Origin of the sequence: Streptomyces sp. NPDC101234, from assembly GCF_044767525.1 — a bacterium.
Lineage (GTDB): Bacteria > Actinomycetota > Actinomycetes > Streptomycetales > Streptomycetaceae > Streptomyces > Streptomyces sasae.
The window spans coordinates 1-3,785 of sequence record NZ_JBIWOA010000106.1 but is presented as its reverse complement, the minus strand read 5'-3'; the positions used below and the strand labels follow the sequence as shown (position 1 = coordinate 3,785).

At 66.9% G+C, this 3,785-nt stretch carries 4 protein-coding genes; all 4 read right to left on the bottom strand.

Annotation, left to right across the window (positions count from 1 at the left end; translation table 11 throughout):
• Positions 1-133 precede the first annotated feature (133 nt).
• The 4 genes from ACIRR9_RS55900 to ACIRR9_RS55885 are packed head-to-tail and all read right to left on the bottom strand — an operon-like array spanning position 134 to position 3,636.
• Complete coding sequence (locus tag ACIRR9_RS55900; RefSeq protein ID WP_403769794.1) at positions 134-463, bottom strand: CPCC family cysteine-rich protein; 330 nt, start codon at positions 461-463, stop codon at positions 134-136.
• A gap of 49 nt (positions 464-512) precedes the next feature.
• Positions 513-1,502, bottom strand: coding sequence for a tyrosine-type recombinase/integrase (locus ACIRR9_RS55895; protein ID WP_403769785.1), 990 nt, complete (start codon positions 1,500-1,502; stop codon positions 513-515).
• Positions 1,499-2,431: a tyrosine-type recombinase/integrase gene (locus ACIRR9_RS55890; protein ID WP_403769782.1), complete on the bottom strand. Its 933-nt coding sequence runs from the start codon at positions 2,429-2,431 to the stop codon at positions 1,499-1,501. Before ACIRR9_RS55890 ends, ACIRR9_RS55895 begins: the two co-directional genes overlap by 4 nt.
• A complete protein-coding gene (locus ACIRR9_RS55885; protein WP_403769791.1) occupies positions 2,428-3,636 on the bottom strand; it encodes a tyrosine-type recombinase/integrase in 1,209 nt (402 codons plus the stop codon). Before ACIRR9_RS55885 ends, ACIRR9_RS55890 begins: the two co-directional genes overlap by 4 nt.
• Positions 3,637-3,785 lie beyond the last annotated feature (149 nt).

Below are 3,785 nucleotides of genomic sequence, written 5' to 3'. Positions count from 1 at the left end.
ATTGACCTATGCCGAGACCGCGACTATGCCGAGCTTGAGGACCCTGAGCGGGGCTGCAGTTGGTGTGAGGGCCGTGATGCTCGGCATAGTCGCGGCGGCCTCACTCGTCCATACATGGGGAGGACACATATTCTCAGGTGGAGTGACCCATATCGCGCATCATTCGCGCCGAGGGTGCCCACCAAGCACCTTCGCCGCCGTTTACCAGTGAGTCCTCATCCGCTGCTCTCGCCTCAGCGCTGTACTGAGCGTAGTTTTTGCGCGCATCAGTCAGGCTCTCCGATCCGTTGGGACCGCCCCATACTTCGTCGGCGTTCAGGTCATCCTGGCCGTCGTCTTCCCATCCACACTCGGAGCAGATCTCCCACGCGCAGCGGGCTTCCAGGGTCAGGAGTTTGCAACAGGGACAGGCGTAAGGACCTCCACCGGGCGGGCATGCCTCGCGCAGTTCTCTGGGTGTCATCACACGGGGAGTGTCGCATAGCTGGACCCGCAGACTTCGATCAGTTGCGTCATAGCCGGTCAAGGAACGCGAGCACCTCGTCGGTGGGCCTGTATCGCCCCGGCCTGGCAGTCGCTGGCGTCGTCAGAGCCAGGGCCTTCTCCTTGATGGTCATGTCGGCGTGGACGTAGGCGTCGGTGGAGCGGACGCCGGCGTGGCCGAGCCAGAGCGCGATGACCGTGGTGTCCACTCCGGCCTGCAGCAACGACATCGCGCAGCTGTGCCGGAGAACGTGCGGGTGGACGCTCTTGTCGAGCAGGGACGGGCAGGCTTGTCCGGCCATCCCGGCATGGGTGCTCAGTCGTTGTGCGACGGCGTCGCGGCTGAGGCGGCGCCCGGTGCGGGTGCAGAACAAGGGGTCGCCGCCGTGGCCGGCGCGTTCGTTCAGCCAGGAGCTCAGCAGCTTCTGGATGGGGCGGTCAAGTGGGACGGCCCGCTGTTTGCGTCCCTTCCCTTCACAGCGGACGGCAGCGCCGTCACCCAGGGTGATGTCGTCGCAGTTCAGGCTGGTGAGTTCGGAGACGCGCAGGCCGGTCTGGACAGCCAGCGCCAGTATGGCTTTGTCCCTTCGCCCTTCCCAGCGTTTCGGATCCGGTGCTGCCAGCAATGCGTCGACCTCTGGGCTGGTCAGGAACGTGACGGTCCTCTTGTCGAACCGCTTCGGGGGGATGTCCAGGACCCGCTGGATGAGCAGGGCGTGTTCGGGATGCTGGAGTGCGGCATAGGAGAACAGGGAGCGGATCGCGGTCAGGCGGACGTTTCGGGTTCTGGTGCTGTTGCCGCGCTCGTCTTCCAGGTAGTTCAGGAACGTGGAGATCACGTCCGCGTTCAGGTCGTTCCAGTCCAGCTTCGCCGGAGCGGTTCCGGTCCGCTGCTGGACGAAGCCGAGCAGGAGGCGGAGCGCGTCGCGGTAGGCGGCGATGGTGCGGGGGCTGGCCTGGCGCTGGCGGGCGAGCCGGTCGGTGAAGAACGCCTGCAGGGTGGGGGCGATCAGGGTCATGGGCGGGCCGCTTTCCGGACGCTGTCGCGGCGTGCGGCGGCCAGCACGAGCAGTTCCGGGGCCGCCGACAGGTACCAGTAGGTGCAGGCCGGTTCGCGGTGTCCCATATAGGTCGACAGCGAGGGGATCCTCGCCTGGATGTTGTCCTCGGTGCGATACCAGTGCAGAAGGGTGCGAACGGCGAAGGTGTGTCGCAGCTCGTGCAATCGAGGCCTGTGCGGGGCGTCGACGCCGACGCCGGCGGTTTCGATCAGAGCCCGGAACACCGGATACACGCAGGCGTAGATCAGCCGCTTGGCGGTGAGGGAGATGAAGAACGCGGGGTCCTTGGGCCTGGGCATCAACCTTTCGCGCAGCCTGTCGTACTCGCGTAGCGCGTTCGTGGTGCTTTCCTGTAGCGGGACCAGTCGGGACTTGCCGAACTTGGACTCGCGGATGTGCAGCACGCCCTGCGTCCAGTTGATGTCGTCGCGGTCCAGCTTGATTGCCTCGCCGATGCGCAGGCCGGACGCTGCCAGCAGCCCGATCAGCGTGTGATAGGTCGCCGCCCGCAACGGCTGTGGGATCGTCTCTTTGGCCGCAGCCATGATCGCTGCGATGTCGGCGTCGGAGTAGAGGAAGATCTGACCTCGGCTCCGGTTGTAGGGAACCAGCCCCAGCGGCGGCACCTCGGTCGCCGGGTCGGTTCCGCTCAGGTAGCGGGCGAACCCGCGGACCGCGGTGATCCGTCGAGGACTGACCGTCGTGACCACCTCGGGTTCTCGGGTCTTTATCCAGTCCAGCGCGGCAGCAACGGTGACGGTCTGTTCGCCGCGGTTGTCCATGAAGCTCACGAAGTCCGGCAGCAGATAGGCCGCTTCGGCCATCTGGTGCCCCAGAGAGCGGCGAAGCCGCAGGTAGTCATCGAGCGCTTGACCCAGATCGGTCATACCGCCTCCGTCCCAGGCCAGGGCTGTGCGACCGCGCGCAGTGCGATGAAGTCGACCTTCGCGTAGAGCGCGGTCGTGGCCAGGTCCTGATGCCGGAGTACCTGCCCGATTGCCGTGAGTCCAGCGCCGTGGCGCAGCATGTCGGCAGCCAGGGCGTGGCGCAGCCGGTGCGGCCCGACCTTGGGCGAGCCAGCCCGGCGGCAGGCTCGCTCCACCACGTCGCCGACCAGGTCCGCCCGGATCGGACCATGCGGAGCCTTGCAGGTCAGGAACACGTGACGGGCATCCAGGCGAGGCCTTGCGCTGGACAAGTACGCGACCAAGGCTTCGCCGACGTCGGCCGGCAGCGGGAGTTGGTCCTCACGGCGTCCCTTGCCTCGGACGACGATCTCGCCGCAGCGCCAGTCCACGTCGTCCAACAACAGCCGGGCCACCTCGATCGAGCGCAGCCCGAGCCTGGCCACCAGCATCAGGATCGCGTAGTCGCGGACGCCGACCGTCCCTTGCCGCGGAGTATGGTCCAAAAGCTGCTGGACCTCGCCGGTCGTCATCGTCGGCGGTACGGAGGCGAAGCGCCAGCCGCCCACCGGAGGCACCGCGCCGCCGAGCTTCATCGGGATGACGCCGTGCAGATGAAGGAACCGCATCAGGGAACGTAGTTCGGCCACCCGTCCCTTCGCCGAGCCCGCCGAGACCCTGGCGCACTCCCGCAGCAGGAACGCATTCAGGTCCGTCCCAGTCAGACCGTCCGGTGCGAACTTCCCGTCGGTCACCGCCTGTTCGGCCAGGAAGCGCCGGGCGGTATTCCCGTAGCGCAGCATTGTCGACGCAGACAGGCCACGCTCAGATTCCATCCACCACCGGTACCGCTCCAGCAGAACCTCCGTCGGCGACGGCGTCACCTGCGGCTCGGGGGCCACTCCGGTCTCACGCAGGAACGTCAGCAGCGGGACCATGCCGCGCGGCCCAGCCACCCGGCAACGACCCGACTTCCGCAGGTCGGCAAGGTGCTGGTCCAGCCGCTCCTCGTCCAGATCAGCAGCATCGAGTCCATGCCGCGAAAGCCACAGGCCAACCTGCCCCAGATCCTTGAGCATGTTCCTGGCGGTCTGGGCCGTGTACCCGCGCTCCGCCAGCCATGCCCGGTAACCCTCGACCTGCGCGACCAGGACACCCGCCTTCCGACGCGTACTTCCGAACGGCATCGCCACCCCCTCTCGGGAGCACCACGCCCCCTCGCTCACGAGGCTGCCCGGCACGGAAACTATGCAGAGCCATGCCCAGCCGAAACCCCACGATGGAGCGGAACAACGCACACGGCTTCGGCATAGTCGCGGTCTCGGCATAGGTCGAT